This is a genomic window from Stenotrophomonas sp. 71799_Sma (genome assembly GCF_056482505.1).
The window spans coordinates 763,426-777,717 of sequence record NZ_CM151202.1; the positions used below are offsets into that span (position 1 = coordinate 763,426).

11 protein-coding genes are annotated in these 14,292 nt (G+C 67.2%); 4 read left to right on the plus strand and 7 right to left on the minus strand.

Annotation, left to right across the window (positions count from 1 at the left end):
• Positions 1–107 precede the first annotated feature (107 nt).
• Positions 108–2,819: a phosphoenolpyruvate carboxylase gene (gene ppc / locus ACZK4Z_RS03410; RefSeq protein ID WP_125895991.1), complete on the plus strand. Its 2,712-nt coding sequence runs from the start codon at positions 108–110 to the stop codon at positions 2,817–2,819.
• 116 nt (positions 2,820–2,935) lie between these two features.
• Here ppc and ACZK4Z_RS03415 read toward each other — a convergent pair whose 3' ends face one another.
• On the minus strand, positions 2,936–3,442 hold the full coding sequence (locus ACZK4Z_RS03415; protein WP_049399791.1) for an acyl-CoA thioesterase: 507 nt from the start codon (positions 3,440–3,442) through the stop codon (positions 2,936–2,938).
• A gap of 138 nt (positions 3,443–3,580) precedes the next feature.
• Complete coding sequence (gene metK, locus ACZK4Z_RS03420; RefSeq protein WP_010481882.1) at positions 3,581–4,792, minus strand: methionine adenosyltransferase; 1,212 nt, start codon at positions 4,790–4,792, stop codon at positions 3,581–3,583.
• Between the two features lie 335 nt (positions 4,793–5,127).
• On the opposite strand from metK, the gene olsF reads away from it, so the two are divergent.
• The 3 genes from olsF to ACZK4Z_RS03435 all read left to right on the plus strand — a co-directional run bounded on the left by olsF (position 5,128) and on the right by ACZK4Z_RS03435 (position 8,852).
• The gene (gene olsF, locus ACZK4Z_RS03425) at positions 5,128–6,843 is read left to right on the plus strand and encodes a bifunctional ornithine lipid synthase OlsF (protein WP_125895530.1); all 1,716 of its coding nucleotides are present in this window, start codon (positions 5,128–5,130) and stop codon (positions 6,841–6,843) included.
• Entirely contained in the window at positions 6,840–7,640 is an 801-nt protein-coding gene (locus ACZK4Z_RS03430) for a UDP-2,3-diacylglucosamine diphosphatase (protein WP_125895531.1), read from the plus strand. The genes olsF and ACZK4Z_RS03430 overlap by 4 nt, the downstream gene beginning before the upstream one ends.
• Before the next feature lie 144 nt (positions 7,641–7,784).
• Positions 7,785–8,852 (plus strand): metal-dependent hydrolase, encoded by a 1,068-nt coding sequence (locus tag ACZK4Z_RS03435; RefSeq protein WP_125895532.1) that lies wholly within the window; start codon positions 7,785–7,787, stop codon positions 8,850–8,852.
• A gap of 266 nt (positions 8,853–9,118) precedes the next feature.
• On the opposite strand, the gene ACZK4Z_RS03440 is transcribed toward ACZK4Z_RS03435, so the two are convergent.
• The 5 genes from ACZK4Z_RS03440 to ACZK4Z_RS03460 all read right to left on the minus strand — a co-directional run bounded on the left by ACZK4Z_RS03440 (position 9,119) and on the right by ACZK4Z_RS03460 (position 14,101).
• Complete coding sequence (locus ACZK4Z_RS03440; RefSeq protein ID WP_032129690.1) at positions 9,119–9,946, minus strand: class I SAM-dependent methyltransferase; 828 nt, start codon at positions 9,944–9,946, stop codon at positions 9,119–9,121.
• A 142-nt stretch (positions 9,947–10,088) separates the two neighbouring features.
• On the minus strand, positions 10,089–11,084 hold the full coding sequence (gene dusB, locus ACZK4Z_RS03445; protein ID WP_125895533.1) for a tRNA dihydrouridine synthase DusB: 996 nt from the start codon (positions 11,082–11,084) through the stop codon (positions 10,089–10,091).
• 147 nt (positions 11,085–11,231) lie between these two features.
• Positions 11,232–11,663, minus strand: coding sequence for a hypothetical protein (locus ACZK4Z_RS03450; protein WP_125895534.1), 432 nt, complete (start codon positions 11,661–11,663; stop codon positions 11,232–11,234).
• 148 nt (positions 11,664–11,811) lie between these two features.
• Positions 11,812–12,777, minus strand: coding sequence for a ribokinase (locus ACZK4Z_RS03455; protein WP_032129936.1), 966 nt, complete (start codon positions 12,775–12,777; stop codon positions 11,812–11,814).
• Between the two features lie 25 nt (positions 12,778–12,802).
• Complete coding sequence (locus ACZK4Z_RS03460) at positions 12,803–14,101, minus strand: NupC/NupG family nucleoside CNT transporter (protein ID WP_125895535.1); 1,299 nt, start codon at positions 14,099–14,101, stop codon at positions 12,803–12,805.
• Positions 14,102–14,292 lie beyond the last annotated feature (191 nt).

Here is a 14,292-nt window from a genome sequence, read left to right on the forward strand (position 1 = left end):
CCAGCGGCCGGCACTACCAGATGAAACCATTTTTGCATCGCAGCACGATGCCCGTTCTGGTTTAGGCTTGGGGTCTGGATCCGTTGACCGAGGCCTGTGCGTCGCCGATGAACGAGTACCGCAGCAGCATCGAGTTTGCTTCCCCCGATCTTCCGCTTCGCGATGACGTGCGCCGGCTCGGCGCGCTGGTTGGCGACCTGCTGGTTGAACAGGTCTCCGCCGCGTTCCTTGACGATGTCGAGGACGTGCGCACCCGCGCCATCGCCCGCCGCGAGAACCAGGCGCCGTTGTCGGAGCTGGCCGATGGCCTGGCCGGGCGCACGCCGCAGCAGGCCGAAACCATGGTGCGGGCCTTCAGCACCTACTTCCAGGTGGTCAACATCGCCGAGCGCGTGCATCGCATCCGCCGTCGCCGTGACTACCAGCGCGCCGGTACCGCAGGGGCGCAGCCCGATGGCCTGCAGGATGCACTGCAGCACCTGAAGGCGCAGGGCGTGGGCCTGGACGAGCTGGCGCAGTGGCTGCCACGCATCGACATTGAACCGGTGTTCACCGCACACCCGACCGAAGCAGTGCGCCGCGCGCTGCTGGAGAAGGAGCAGCTGATGGTGGCCAGCCTGGTCGACAATCTCGATGGCCAGCGCACACCGGGTGAAGCCGCCGCCGATGCCGCGCGCTTCCGCATGGCATTGACCGCTTCGTGGCAGACCACCGATTCCTCGCCGGTGCGGCCCACCGTCGATGACGAACGCGAGCACGTCGGCTTCTATCTGGTGCAGGTGCTGTACCGGGTGATTCCGGTGCTGTACGAATCGCTGCAGCAGGCGTTGCGCGATACCTATGGCGAAGAACTGCCGCTGCCGCGCCTGCTGCGTTTCGGCACCTGGGTGGGCGGCGACATGGACGGCAACCCGAACGTGGATGCCCATACCATCCGCAATACGCTGGATGCGCAGCGGCAGGCGGTACTGGGCCGTTACCAGAAGGAACTGTTGCAGCTGGCCAGCCTGCTCAGCCAGTCCACCGAGCGGGTGGGCGTGAGCAATGCGCTGCAGGCGCGCGTAGCGCATTACCAGCAGTTGCTGCCGCAGGTGCAGTCGCGCCCGCGCCATGCCGACATGCCGTACCGGTTGCTCAACGACCGCATGCGCGCGCGCCTGCAGGCCACGCTGGATGATGGCGCAGGCGCTTACGCTGGTCCGGACGAACTGATCGACGACCTGCAGCTGATCCTCGACAGCCTGCGCGCCAATCGTGGCGAACATGCTGGCGGTTTCGCGGTGCAGCGCCTGCTGTGGCGGGTGAAAACGTTCGGCTTCCATCTTGCGCGGTTGGACGTGCGCCAGGAATCGAGCGTGCACGCGCGCGCGTTGGCCGCGGTGCTGGGCGGCGACGCTGCGTGGGAGGGCCTGGATGTGTTGGGTCGCGCGCGCCTGCTGGCGCCGCATGCCGGTGGCGAGGTGCCTTTGCCGAAGGGCGAGGACGAAGGCAACCAGCGTTTGGATGCGGTGTTCGCGGCGTTGGCCGATGCGCGTGCGCGCCATGGTGGTGATGCACTGGGCAGCTACATCATCTCGATGGCACACGACCGCAGCGACGTGCTGGCGGTGCTGGCACTGGCGCGCCGTGGTGGTCTGGTTGATGACAACGGCGCGGTACCGCTGGATATCGCACCCCTGTTCGAGACGGTCGATGACCTCAAGCGTGGCACCGCGACCCTGCGCGACCTGCTGGCCGACCCGGTGTACCGTGCGCATCTGCACGCACGCGACGACGTGCAGATGGTGATGCTGGGCTATTCGGACAGCAGCAAGGACGGTGGCATCGCCGCTTCGCGCTGGGGCCTGCAGCGTGCGCAGGTGGAACTGCTGGAGGTGGCAGCCGAGGCCGGCATCCGCTTGACCTTCTTCCATGGCCGTGGTGGTTCGATCAGCCGTGGTGGTGGCAAGACCACGCACGCGGTGGATGCGTCGCCGCGCGGCAGCATCGATGGCCGCCTGCGGGTGACCGAGCAGGGCGAGGTGATCCATCGCAAATACGGCATCCGTGCGCTGGCGCTGCGCTCGCTGGAACAGGCTACGGGTGCGGTTTTGCGCGCCAGCCTCCGCCCGCGGGCTGCCGAACCCCGCGAGGATGAGTGGCGACCGGTGATGGATGTGGTCGCTGGCTCCAGCAGCGAGGTGTACCGCGCCTTCGTCGGCCAGTCTGGCTTCATGGACTACTTCCGCACGGCCACGCCGATCGACGTGATCGAGCGGATGACGCTGGGTTCGCGTCCGTCGCGCCGGCTCGGCCAGGACGCGGCGTTGGGCAACCTGCGCGCGATTCCGTGGGTGTTCGCCTGGAGCCAGGCGCGTGCCGTCATTCCCGGCTGGTACGGCGTGGGCAGCGGCCTGCAGGCGGCGGTCGATGCTGGTCACGAGCAGACCCTGCGCGAGATGGCACGTGACTGGCCGTTCTTCCGTACCTTCCTCGATGACATCGCGATGGTGCTGTCCAAAGGTGATATCACCATTGCCGAGCAGTTCTCGCTGTTGTCGGGCGACCTGCACGGGCGTTTCTTCCCGCAGGTGCAGCGCGAACTGGAACTCACCCGGCACTGGCTGCTGGCGCTGATGGACCAGCGGACGCTGCTCGACCACGATGCGCGGCTGTCGCTTTCGATCCGCCTGCGCAATCCCTACGTCGATCCGATCAGCGTGCTGCAGGTGGATCTGCTGCAGCGCTGGCGAGCCAGCGGGCGCGAGGATGACGACCTGCTGCGCGCACTGGTGGCCTGCGTGAACGGTGTTTCGCAGGGTGTGCAGAACACCGGTTGATCCGCATCCGCCGGGCATGGCCCGGCGAATTCGAAAAGGTAGTGCCGGCCGCTGGCCGGCAACCTCATGATGTCTGGCAACACGCGCGAGGTTGCCGGCCAGCGGCCGGCACTACCTCACTCTTCCGGCGACGGCGGGTTCGACGCCAGCAGTTCCAGATGGCGCTGCTCCATTTCCTGGCGCAGCTGGCGGCGGATCAATGCGGCCGCCTGGCGGCGCTTCTCGTCCGACGTGACCGGCTGCAATGACGGCACCGGCGTTGGCCGGCCTTCCTCATCCACGGCCACCATGGTGAAGAAGCAGCTGTTGGCATGGCGCACGCTGCGCTTGAGGATGTCCTCGGCCACCACCTTGATGCCGATCTCCATCGACGAGGTGCCGGTGTAATTCACCGAGGCCAGGAAGGTGACCAGCTCGCCCACCGCGATGGGCTGGCGGAACATCACCTGGTCCACCGACAGGGTGACCACGTAGCTGCCGGCGTAACGGCTGGCGCAGGCGTAGGCGACCTGGTCGAGCAGGCGCAGGATGGCGCCGCCGTGGACCTTGCCGGAGAAATTGGCCATCTCCGGCGACATCAGCACGGTCATGGACAGCTGGTGGGTTTTCAGTTCGGTCGACATGGGGCGATTGTATCGGCAACCGGTAGTGCCGGCCGCTGGCCGGCAACCACGCGATTGTTCCCGGAGGCCATGAAAAAGCCGGCCAGCGGCCGGCTCTACCAGAAGCAGAAGGGCCGCTTGCGCGGCCCTTCGTGTTTCTTACTTCAGCTTCGCATCGGCGCGCAGGGCGGCGGCGCGGTCGGTCTTCTCCCAGGAGAAGGCCGTGGCGTTGACGGTCTCGCCTTCGCCGTTGAGGTAGCTGAACTCCTTCGGCTTGCGGCCGAAGTGGCCGTAAGCCGCGGTCTGCTGGTACATCGGGTGCACCAGGTCCAGCATCTTGATGATGCCGTACGGGCGCAGGTCGAAGTGCTTGCGGATCAGCTTCTCGATCTTGTCGTCGCTGATCTTGCCGGTGCCGAAGGTGGTGACCGAGATCGAGGTCGGCTCAGCCACGCCGATGGCGTAGGAGACCTGCACTTCGCAACGGTCGGCCAGGCCGGCGGCAACCACGTTCTTGGCGACGTAGCGGGCCGCGTAGGCAGCCGAACGATCGACCTTGGACGGGTCCTTGCCGGAGAAGGCGCCACCACCGTGACGGGCCCAGCCGCCGTAGGTGTCGACGATGATCTTGCGGCCGGTCAGGCCGCAGTCGCCCACCGGGCCGCCGATCTCGAACTTGCCGGTCGGGTTGATGTGGAACTTGGTGCCCTTGTGCAGCCACTTGGCCGGCAGCACCGGCTTGATGATCTCTTCGCGGACGGCCTCGATGAGGTCCTTCTGCTTGATGCCCGGGGCATGCTGGGTCGACAGGACAACGGCGTCGATGGCCGAGACCACGCCGTTTTCATAGCGCAGGGTGACCTGGCTCTTGGCGTCCGGGCGCAGCCACGACAGCGGCGAGTTCTTCTTCTTGCGGATCTTGGCCTGCTGCTCGACCAGGCGGTGCGACAGGTGGATCGCGGCCGGCATGTAGCTGTCGGTCTCGTTGGTGGCATAGCCGAACATCAGGCCCTGGTCGCCAGCGCCCATTTCTTCCGGCTTCTTGCGATCCACGCCCTGGGCGATGTGCGGCGACTGCTTGCCGATCAGGTTCAGCACGCCGCAGGTGGCGCCGTCGAAGCCGACGTCGGAGCTGTCGTAGCCGATGTCCGTGATGACCTTGCGGGTCAGCGCTTCCAGGTCGATCCAGGCGCTGGTGGTGATTTCACCGGCCACAATGGCAACACCGGTCTTGACCATGGTCTCGCAGGCCACGCGGGCGCGCTGGTCCTGGGTCAGGATCGCGTCCAGCACCGCATCGGAGATCTGGTCGGCAACCTTGTCCGGATGGCCTTCGGAGACCGACTCGGAGGTGAAGAGATAGCTGGACATCAGGCGTAATATCCCTTGATTCGGATGGAAAGATGGGCGCGAATGATACACGGGGTGCGCCGCCTGTGCATTGTGAACCTGTACCGGTTGCCGGTGGTTAAGCCCGCGTAGGCCCGGCAGGGGCCGTCCGGCCGGGATTGGGGCTCAGCCTCGAGGTCCAGTGTTCCACCAGCGTGACAACGCAGCGCGCGGCTACCGGCCCCGACTGCGCGGGCCACAACGCCCGGCAGCGGCTGTGCGGCCGTCATCGTTCTGCCCAAAAACCGCCATCTGGCTGCCGCCTGCCGGGCGCAGGCTGTCGGCCAATCCGGCCGCCGGGCATGAGTGGATCCGCCATGCAGGAACTTGAACAGCGTCTCCAGCAACGCTTCCCCGATTGGTTCCATGGCCGCCGGGGCCAACTGGCGCGGCCACTGCTGCGCAGCGTCGGTCGCTGGTCGCGGTTGGACCAGATCGAAGCCTTCCTGCAGCGCAGCTCAGGCCTGCGTGGCTTCGGCTTCGTCGCCGCCGGCCTGGAGTTCATCGACGGCCAGTACCAGGTGGACCCGGCCGCGCTGACCAGGATCCCGGCCACCGGCCGCCTGCTGATCGTCGCCAACCATCCCTCCGGGGCACTGGATGCCCTCGCCCTGCTGGACGCGGTCGGCCGCATCCGCCGTGACGTGCGGATCGTGGCCAACGACCTGTTGGGGGCAATCGCGCCACTGCAGGACCTGCTGCTGCCGGTACGCATCCTCGGTGGCAAGGCCCAGCGTGGCAGCCTGCATGCCGTCGAAGAGGCGCTGGCCGCCGAGCAGTGCGTGATTGTGTTCCCGGCCGGCGAGGTCTCGCGGCTGTCGCTGCGCGGCATCCGTGATGGCCGGTGGCAGCGCGGTTTCGTCCGCTTTGCCCGTGCCGCTGGCGCGCCGGTGCTGCCGGTGCGGGTGGAGGCGCGCAACTCGGCGCTGTTCTACGGCGCCTCGACCCTGTTCAAGCCGGCGGGCACCGCGCTGCTGGCGCGCGAGATGTTCACCCGTCGTGGCCGTCCGCTGCGGCTGAGCATCGGTGAGCCGATGCAGCTGGGCAAGGGCGGCGACCCGGGCGCACAGCTGCTGGCGGTGCGCCGCGCGCTGTATGCGCTGGGCCGTAATGGGGCGGCGGGCGATGCAGCTGCTGTAGCAGGCCCCGAGCCGCTGGCGTCCCCGGTGCCGCCTTCACAGGTGGCCGCAGGCATCGCCGCGGAGACCCAGCTGGGCCAGACCGCCGACGGCAAGCAGATCCTGCTGGCGACCTGTACCGCCGATTCGCCGCTGCTGCTGGAGCTGGGGCGCCTGCGCGAGCTGACCTTCCGCCAGGTAGGCGAGGGCACCGGGCGCAGCCGCGATCTGGATGATTACGACCCGCGGTACGAACACATCGTGATATGGGACGCCGCCGCGCAGCGCATCGCCGGCGCCTACCGGATCATGCGTGGTGCCCACGCGCTGGCCCGGCACGGCCTGTCCGGGCTCTACAGCGCGTCGCTGTTCCGCTATTCCGACGACGCCATCACCCACATCGCCGAAGGCCTGGAACTGGGCCGCAGCTTCGTGGTGCCTGATTACTGGGGCAGCCGCAGCCTGGACTACCTGTGGCAGGGCATCGGCGCCTACCTGCAGTGCCGGCCCGGCATCCGCTACCTGTTCGGCGCCGTGTCGATCAGCGCAGCGCTGCCACGCGATGCACGCGAGCAGCTGGTGGCGTACTACCAGCGCTACTACAGCGGTACCGCCGGCCTGGCCGAATCGAACCGCCCGTTCCAGTACTTCGCCGCGCCGCCAAGTTTCGGCGAGCTGGATGCAGGTGCCGCGTTCGATGTGCTCAAGGCCAACCTGGCCGCACTCGGCACCGGCGTGCCGACGCTGTATCGCCAGTACACCGATCTGTGCGAACCCGGTGGCGCCCGTTTCCTTGCCTTCGGTGTCGACCCGGACTTCAGTGATTCGATCGACGGCCTGATTGAAGTGGACCTGTGCGCGATCAGGCCGAACAAGCGCAAACGCTACCTGCGCGACGCGGGGACGCCGGCATGAGCGCGCTGGCGAACCTGTCGCCGCACCGGCGCGCAGTGTTCGTCTCCGACGTGCACCTGGGGTCACGTCATTGCCATGCCACCGAGCTGGCGCGGTTCCTCTCGCAGCTGCGCTGCGAACGGTTGTACCTGGTGGGCGACATCATCGACCTGTGGTGGATGGCGCATCGCCGCGCCAACTGGCGCCAGTCGCACAGCGAAGTCATCCAGGCCCTGCACGCGCTGCGCCGTGCCGGGACCGAGATCGTCTACATCCCCGGCAACCATGACGCGTCACTGCGGCACGTGTGCGGGCTGATGCTCCCAGCGATGCAGGTGCGCCGTCGCGCCATCCATGTGACCGCCGATGGCCGTCGCCTGCTCGTTGCGCATGGGGACGAGTACGACGGCGTGACCCACTTCGGTGGCCTGCAGGAAAAGTTCGGTGACTGGCTGTACTACCGCATCCTGACCGGCAACCAGGCGTTGAATGCGGTGCGGCGGCGGCTGGGGATGCGCTACTGGTCGCTGTCGGAGTTCCTGAAGAAGCGCAGCGGTGCGGCCGAACGCTACATCGAGCGCTTCGTGCAGGCCGGGCTGGACGACGTGCGGCGGCGCGGACTGGATGGCATCGTCTGTGGCCACATCCACCGCGCCGCGCTGATCGAGCACGATGGCCTGGTCTATGCCAACGACGGCGACTGGGTGGAGAGCCTGACCGCGCTGGCCGAAGACCATGATGGCGCGCTGCGCCTGCTCGACCACAATGGCCAGACCCTGGTGGAACTGCCGGGCGCGCGCATCAAGCAAGCGGCTTGACCCACTCTTGTAGAGTCGAGTCATGCTCGACTGCTCTTCTCAGACTGCCCCGCGTACAGCAGTCGAGCATGGCTCGACTCTACAAAAGAGCGCGAGCGGCTGTGCCATCAAGACGGCACGCCCGCAAGCCGCTAGCATCGGCCCATGGATTCCCTGACCCAGATCGTGCTCGGCGGCGCCGTCGCTGCTGTCATCGCCCCGCCCGGACATCGCCGTGCGGCCCTGCTGGCCGGTGCCGCGCTCGGCACCCTGCCGGACCTCGACGCCCTGTGGCTCGGTTTCACCGCCGCCGACCCGGTGGCGAACATGATCGAGCACCGCAGCTTCAGCCACTCGCTGCTGGTGCTGCCTTGGGTGGCGGCACTGATCTGGTGGTTGTTCAAGCGCTTCGGCAATGGCCGCGTCGCCCAGTCACCGGTGCGCTGGTTCTGGGCGATCCAGCTGGCGCTGGTCACCCATCCCATGCTGGATGCGTTCACCGTCTACGGCACCCAGCTGTGGTGGCCGCTGCGCCCACACCCGACCATGGGTTCCAGTGTCTTCATCATCGATCTCGGCTACACGGTATGGCTGCTGCTGGGCTGCGTGCTGGCCTGGTTTGGTCGCGCCCGCCCCTGGGCTGGCAAGGTGCTGGGTGTGGCGTTGCTGGTCAGCAGTGCGTACCTGGGTTGGGGCCTGATCGCCAAGGCGCAGGTCGACCGTGCTGCCCAGCAGAGCCTGGTGGCGATGGGCCTGGGCGATGCGCCGCGCTTCTCGGTGCCGATGCCATTCAACACCCTGCTGTGGCGCGTGGTGGCAATGACGCCGAACGGCTACGTGGTGGGCGACCGCTCGCTGGTGGCCGACCACGGGCCGATGCAGTTCGAAGGCCACGCATCCAATGTGCAGGCCTTGCGCGAAGCGCAGGCCATCCCGGCGGTGCAGCAGCTGACGTGGTTCAATCGTGGCTTCATGCGTGCGCAGGTGGTGGACGGCCGGCTGGTGCTGAGCGACCTGCGTATGGGGCTGGAACCGGACTACACCTTCAACTTCACGGTGGCCGAGCAGGCTGATGGGCAGTGGCGGGCGATCACGCCCGAGCAGGTGCGGGTGGATTACAGCAGCCCGGCTGCACGCGCCGACGTCGGACGCCGGTTGGCCGCGATGTGGCAGCGGATCTGGCAGGAGCCGGCAGCACAGCCGGGTGCGGCCGACCACAGCGCCGTGCATTGATCCGTAGATCCACGCCATGAGTGGATGGCGCGGACATTGGCGAAGACAGCCACGCATGGCGTGGCTCTACTGCCTCAATCGGCAGTGCAGTGTCGCATCCGTAGATCCACGCCATGCGTGGATGGTGCGGGCATCGGAAGGCAGCCACGCATGGCGTGGCTCTACTGCCTCCATCGGCGGTGCAGTGTCGCATCCGTAGATCCACGCCATGCGTGGATGGCGGGGGCATCGGCGAAGGCAGCCACGCATGACGTGGCTCCACCGAATCAATACACCGTGGCGCGGCCCTGCACGAACGAATAGAAGAACACCGCATTCGGGTCGTTCTGCACCAGACGGAACTCGCGACGCATGCCTTCCACGGTTTCTTCGTCCACCGATCCGGCCTGCAGCAGCTGGTCGGCAGCCGACAGCAGCAGCTGTTCCCAGAACGCGATCATCGTCTTGCGGCGTGCCGGTTCGCGGTTGTCCAGATGGATGGTCTTGATCTCGGTGTGCACATCGCGGAAGCCGCCAGCCAGCAGCAGGTTGCCCAGCTTGGCGCCGACGAACGGGTCGCCCCCGTGGTCGTACTGGAAATCGTTGAACGCCATCCAGTAGCGCCAGATATGCGGCGAATACGGGTCGAGCAGGAACGAGGCATTCATCACTTCGGTGATGTAGACCGGCGAACCCGGGGCCAGCACGCGGCGCACTTCGCTCAATACGCGTGCTGGTGACGGCACGTGCTCCAGCACCCAGCACAGGAACGCCGCGTCGAAGCTGCGTGCTTCGAACGGCAGCTCGCCGGCGTCGGCCTGCTGCAGGGTGTAGCGGTCGCTGCACCACGGTGTGCGCGCCAGGTTCTCGCGCGCGGTGGCCAGCTGTGTTTCGCTCAGGTCCACGCCGGTCACGTGCAGATCGGGGAAGCGGCGCAGCAGGATTTCGGTCTGCGCGCCGACGCCGCTGCCGACTTCCAGCAGGCGACGCGCGCCGCTGTAGTCGATCTGGCCGAAGATGCTCGATTCCAGCAGCCGTGCCTGGGTCATCAGGCGCTGCTGCTCGGTGCCGGAGAATCCGTGCAGGTAGGTCGGGGAGGAAATCGGCGGGGTCATGGGGGCGGGCTCTTGTAGCGTCGAGCGTGATCAATGGAAGGGGCGCGTAGAGTCGAGCGTGCTCGACTGTTCAGAAAGCCAGTCGAGCAAGCTCGACTCTACGGATCAAGGCAGTCGGGCGGGTTACGAGGGGCTGGCGCGCTCAGGCCGCCGAAGACAACGCCGGTTCCCCGGCGATCAGGCGGTCGAAGTACTCGGTGGTCAGCGCGATCTGGCTCTGCGGGTCTTCGGCACGGTTGACCACCGCGCGGAAGGCGGCATTCTCCGGTCGATCCTTGGCGTACCAGCCCAGGTGCTTGCGCGCGATGCGCACGCCCTGCGGCTCGCCATAAAACGCATGCAGTGCATGCAGGTGGCCGAGCAGGATGTCGCGCACTTCCGCCAGTGACGGCGGCGGCAGTTCCTCGCCGGTGGCCAGGTAATGCGCCACCTCGCGGAAGATCCATGGCCGGCCCTGTGCCGAGCGGCCGATCATCACTGCATCCACGCCGGTTTCCTTCAGGACGTAGGCGGCCTTCTGCGGCGAATCGATATCGCCGTTGGCGATCACCGGAATGCGCAGTGCGGCCTTGATCTCGCCGATCGTGGCGTACTCGGCCTGGCCGGTGTAGTGCTGGTCGCGGGTGCGGCCGTGCACAGCCAGTGCGGCGATGCCGCTGTCCTCGGCGATGCGGGCGATCAGAGGGCCGTTGCGGTGGTCGCAGTCCCAACCGGTACGGATCTTCAGGGTAACCGGCACGTCCACCGCGTTGACCACCGCTTCGAGGATGCGCGCCACCAGCTGTTCGTCGCGCATCAGTGCCGAACCGGCCCAGGCGTTGCACACCTTCTTGGCCGGGCAGCCCATGTTGATGTCGATGATCTGCGCGCCGTGGTCCACGTTGTAGCGGGCGGCTTCGGCCAACTGCTGCGGCTCTGTGCCGGCGATCTGCACGCTGATCGGTGCCGGCTCGCCGTCATGGTCCATGCGATGGATCGACTTGCGCGTGGTCCAGAAGCGCGGGTCGCTGATGGTCATTTCCGAGGCGGCCAGTCCCGCGCCCAGCCGTTTGCACAGCAGGCGGAAAGGCTTGTCGGTAACGCCGGCCATGGGCGCCAGCACGACGTTGGGGGCAATGGTGTACGGGCCGATCTGCATGCGCCCATTGTAGGGCGCGGGCGGCGGTACGGCCGTGTCGGGGGCGTTCCGGTTCAGGCCGATCCGCACCCAGCTCATGCCGTACCGGCATCAACAGATGCTTGACGGTTGCTTCCGCCGCCCCCAAGGGCGGGCGATGGTAGGCGGCTACCCCAGGCTCTGCCAGGCCTGGCGGGTACCCAACGCGAAGGCCAGCCCCAGGCTGAGGCAGGCCAGTGAACTGACTACCCAGAAGTACCGGCCGTTGTAGCCGGGCCGGAGCAGCGCCAGCCCGAAGCCCATCGCCGCGCGCACCAGCAACAGCAGGGCGATGCCCGACAGCACCGGACGGCTGGCCGGCAGCGGCGAATGCCAGCCTGCGGCTGCCAGCGCGTACAGCGTCCAGGCCACCAGCACGGCAGTAATGCCGGCGGTCATCAGTGGTGGCCACCAATGCCCCGCCTGTGCCAGCCGGACCATGCGCTGGCCAGCGCCGAACCACCGGTACCAGGGTGCCCCAAAGGCAATGCAGCCGATATGCAGCAAGGCTGCGATGGCACTGCCGGCGGCGGCAACCAGCAACCAGGGGAATCCGTTCATGTCCTGCCCGTGCAGAGAAGCTGCGCGGATGTTCGGCGAGGGGCGGGGTGAGGGCAATGCGGCAGGCGGTCGCAGAGCTGGACAATGGGCAAAAGAAAGGCCCGGATGCCAGCGCACCCGGGCCTTCCCATCCACGCATGGCGTGGATCTACTTCACTTCCACGTCGGCCGGGGTGAAGCGCGGCATCGCCGCCGCAGCGCCTTCCTTCTCGGTCGAACGACCGGCGAACTGGTTGGCGAAGCGCACGTGGCGGGCGAACGGGGCGTCGGCCACCTGCGCCAGCGACGCTGCCAGCGCACCGTTGAAGGCGTCACCGGCACCGGTGGTGTCGATCGCCTGCACCTGTTCGGCACCCACGCGGTAGTACGGCTGGGTATCGCCGCGCAGGTTCTCGTCGGCATGCGACACGAACACACCCACCGAACCCAGGGTCACCACCACGGTGCCGTTGCCGACCAGCTTGCGGCACAGCGCATGCAGGCTGGCACCATCCAGCGCGGCGACGTCGTTGGCATCCACGCGCTCACCGACATGGCGGCCGAGCAGGGCGGCGAACTCGGTCTCGTTCGGGGTGATCACATCGGCCAGCTTGAGCAGGCCGATGGTCGAAGGGGCGTCGGCCGGTGCGGTGTTGAGCACGGTGGTGACGCCGGCCTCGCGGGCCGTGGCCAGTGCCGCTTCGATGGTCTGCACCGGCGATTCCAGCTGCACCAGCACCACCTTGGCGCCGGTCAGCAGGGCCTGCTGCTGTTGCAGGAAGTCGGTGCTCAGCGCGGCGTTGGCACCCGGTCCGATCACGATGGTGTTGCGGCCACGGGCATCGACGTAGATGCCGGCGGTGCCGGTCGGCTCGCTGCTGGCCTCGGCGATCAGCGCGAATCCATCCTGCGCGGCCAGCTCACGGGCGGTGGCACCACCGGCGTCGTCGCCCAGCGCGCATACGAAGTGCGTGTCGGCACCGGCGCGGCAGGCCGCCACGGCCTGGTTGAAGCCCTTGCCACCGGGGCCGGTGCTGTAACGGCCGGCAATGGTCGCACCCGGTGCCGGCAGCGACTCGCACCGCCACACGTGATCGACATTGAAGGAACCGACGACAACGACACTGCTGCTCATAGGGAATCTTTTCTCAACCAAGGGTTCAACTGAAGTGCGTCAGCACGCCGGCGATGGTCGCCGTCATGAAGGTGGCAATGGTACCGCCCAACACCGCGCGCAGGCCGAACTTGGCCAGATCGTGGCGACGTTCCGGGGCCAGGCCGCCGATGCCGCCGATCTGGATCGCGATCGAGCTGAAGTTGGCGAAGCCGCACAGCGCGTAGGTGGCGATCAGGCGACCTTCCTCGGACAGGCTCACGCCGGCGATCTGGCCGTTCACGATCTGCGACAGCTCGGTGTAGGCCACGAACTCGTTGATCACGACCTTCTGGCCGATCAGCGAACCGACGGTGGTGGCATCGGCCCACGGGGTGCCGATCACCCAGGCGATCGGGGCCAGCACGTAACCGAAGATGGTCGACAGGTTGGTCGGCTTGCCGATGGCAGCGGCCAGGCCGGTCACATCGCCGATCCAGGTCAGCGGGGCGTTCAGCAGCGCGATCAGGGCGATGAAGGCCAGCAGCATCGCACCGATGTTCAGCGCCAGCTTCAGGCCGTCACCGGCGCCGGCGGCGGCCGCGTCGATGATGTTGCTGGAGGTCTTCTCGACTTCCATCTTCACCGTGCCGCGGGTCAGCGGGGTGCCGGTTTCCGGGATCAGCAGCTTGGCCACGACCAGCGTGGCCGGGGCGGCCATGATGCTGGCCGCCAGCAGGTGCTTGGCGTAGAAGGCCTGCTGCGCCGGGTCGCCACCGCCGAGCATGCCCACGTAGGCCGCCAGCACGCCGCCGGCGATGTGGGCCATGCCGCCGATCATCATGGTCAGCAGCTCGGACTGGGTCATCCTGGCGATGTACGGGCGCACGGTCAGCGGCGCCTCGGTCTGGCCGATGAAGACGCTGGCGCAGACGCTGGTGGTTTCAGCACCGGACACGCGCATCACCTTGGTGATGGACCAGGCCATCACGCGCACGATGCCCTGCATGATGTTGAGGTGGTACATCACCCCCATCAGCGCAGAGAAGAAGATGATGGTCGGCAACACCTGGAAGGCGAAGATGAAGCCGTAGTTCTTGGTGTCCATCAACGAGCCGAAGATGAAGCCCGAGCCCTCGTTGACGTAGCTGAGGATCTTGACGAAGCCCTTGCCCAGCGCGTCGAACACGTCGCGCCCGCCCGGGACCAGGATCACCAGCGCCGCAAAGGCGATCTGCAGGCTGATACCGGTGGCAACCAGCTTCCAGTCAACCGCGCGCTTGTTATTGGAAAACAACCAGGTGATGCCGATCAGCACCGCCAACCCGAACAGGCCGAAGCCGATCCTGCCCAAACCTTCGACCATGTGAGTGACTCCCCTGGGGCGTCGCGAAAAACGGGAAGCCTAGTGCAGGGCAGGGGCCGGGGCAAGAAAAAGCAGCCTGTGCGCGGCCAACGGTACCGATCAGGCCAGCAACGGCAAGGGCTTGCGGCTGGCGGCGGCGGGTAGAATGGGGTTCGATCCCGGCCCGGATGCGGGCCCGCAGCAGGAGATTC

Excerpts from the sequence above, each read along its gene's own strand:
- ACZK4Z_RS03440 (WP_032129690.1), bottom strand. The coding sequence starts at position 9,946 with ATGACCCCGCCGATTTCCTCCCCGACCTACCTGCACGGATTCTCCGGC.
- ACZK4Z_RS03435 (WP_125895532.1), top strand. The coding sequence starts at position 7,785 with ATGGATTCCCTGACCCAGATCGTGCTCGGCGGCGCCGTCGCTGCTGTC.
- ppc (WP_125895991.1), top strand. The coding sequence starts at position 108 with ATGAACGAGTACCGCAGCAGCATCGAGTTTGCTTCCCCCGATCTTCCG.
- metK (WP_010481882.1), bottom strand. The coding sequence starts at position 4,792 with ATGTCCAGCTATCTCTTCACCTCCGAGTCGGTCTCCGAAGGCCATCCG.
- ACZK4Z_RS03460 (WP_125895535.1), bottom strand. The coding sequence starts at position 14,101 with ATGGTCGAAGGTTTGGGCAGGATCGGCTTCGGCCTGTTCGGGTTGGCG.
- ACZK4Z_RS03450 (WP_125895534.1), bottom strand. The coding sequence starts at position 11,663 with ATGAACGGATTCCCCTGGTTGCTGGTTGCCGCCGCCGGCAGTGCCATC.
- ACZK4Z_RS03415 (WP_049399791.1), bottom strand. The coding sequence starts at position 3,442 with ATGTCGACCGAACTGAAAACCCACCAGCTGTCCATGACCGTGCTGATG.
- ACZK4Z_RS03455 (WP_032129936.1), bottom strand. The coding sequence starts at position 12,777 with ATGAGCAGCAGTGTCGTTGTCGTCGGTTCCTTCAATGTCGATCACGTG.
- olsF (WP_125895530.1), top strand. The coding sequence starts at position 5,128 with ATGCAGGAACTTGAACAGCGTCTCCAGCAACGCTTCCCCGATTGGTTC.
- dusB (WP_125895533.1), bottom strand. The coding sequence starts at position 11,084 with ATGCAGATCGGCCCGTACACCATTGCCCCCAACGTCGTGCTGGCGCCC.
- ACZK4Z_RS03430 (WP_125895531.1), top strand. The coding sequence starts at position 6,840 with ATGAGCGCGCTGGCGAACCTGTCGCCGCACCGGCGCGCAGTGTTCGTC.